Origin of the sequence: Roseburia amylophila, from assembly GCF_025567465.1 — a bacterium.
Classification (GTDB): domain Bacteria; phylum Bacillota; class Clostridia; order Lachnospirales; family Lachnospiraceae; genus Roseburia_C; species Roseburia_C amylophila.
Genome location: NZ_JAOQKI010000039.1, coordinates 1 through 820, shown reverse-complemented (window position 1 = coordinate 820; position 820 = coordinate 1). Strand labels below are relative to the sequence as shown.

Annotated in this window: 2 protein-coding genes; both read right to left on the bottom strand. The window is 38.4% G+C overall.

Annotated elements, in window-relative coordinates; genetic code table 11:
- Positions 1-216: T7SS effector LXG polymorphic toxin (locus OCV43_RS13810; protein WP_262624379.1), on the bottom strand; the 216-nt coding region annotated here is incomplete at its 3' end.
- A 17-nt stretch (positions 217-233) separates the two neighbouring features.
- Entirely contained in the window at positions 234-431 is a 198-nt protein-coding gene (locus tag OCV43_RS13805) for a hypothetical protein (RefSeq protein ID WP_262624378.1), read from the bottom strand.
- Positions 432-820 lie beyond the last annotated feature (389 nt).

The window sequence follows — 820 nt, the reverse complement described above, 5'->3', positions numbered from 1 at the left end:
TTCTATCGTATCTTTTATCATATTTGCAAGATTCATATGATAATCCCACATATAGCTTCTTACATGCTCTGCCGCCTCTCCGTGCATCTCCGGCATGGCAGCAATCTCTACAATACTGCTTCTTACCGCATCTATCTGTTCTATCCACCAGTCAAGCTGTGCCAGAATCAGTTCCCGAATGCTGGTAATTTCTTCATACTTTACCTGAAATCCCATAACTTTCTCCACTCCCCCTACATGGAACACTTAATATTTTTAACTTTATCACCATCTACTGCGTCTAAGATTGTCTCGCAGGTCTTGATGTAATATTTATTGTGACTGGCAGGAATAAGTTTCCCACGAAAATCCTCAAAAGTCTTACCCTTCAGATACATTCCGGATGGGTAATGCCTTCCAGAAATACAGTGCCGCAGGTCTGCTAATATCATTGAAAAACTGCTCATAAGACGGATACGCAATATGCAACTGCTCATGAAGCTGATTCACCAGTCTAGTTCTCTGTTTCATGATATTATCCCTGCAATGCACCAACTGACCAAGTAACCAGTACGCATCATTCGAGCAGGCATCTGGATGTTTATCCAGCAGTTTTCAATTTTACTTTTGTTGAATCTTGCAGTTTTACGTCAACTTAATTTATTTTTCTTTCACGCATAAAAAGTGCACTTCTTTCGCAGCAAAAATTAGTTTTGAAAAAAGTGCATTAATATCAGCATTTTGGAGCTAAATATTAGATTTTTATTTTCGGGAGCATCCCAAAGTTTGTGTAAACCTCCAAACTGATGTAAGATAAAATTACTCAGTTTGGAGGTTATTT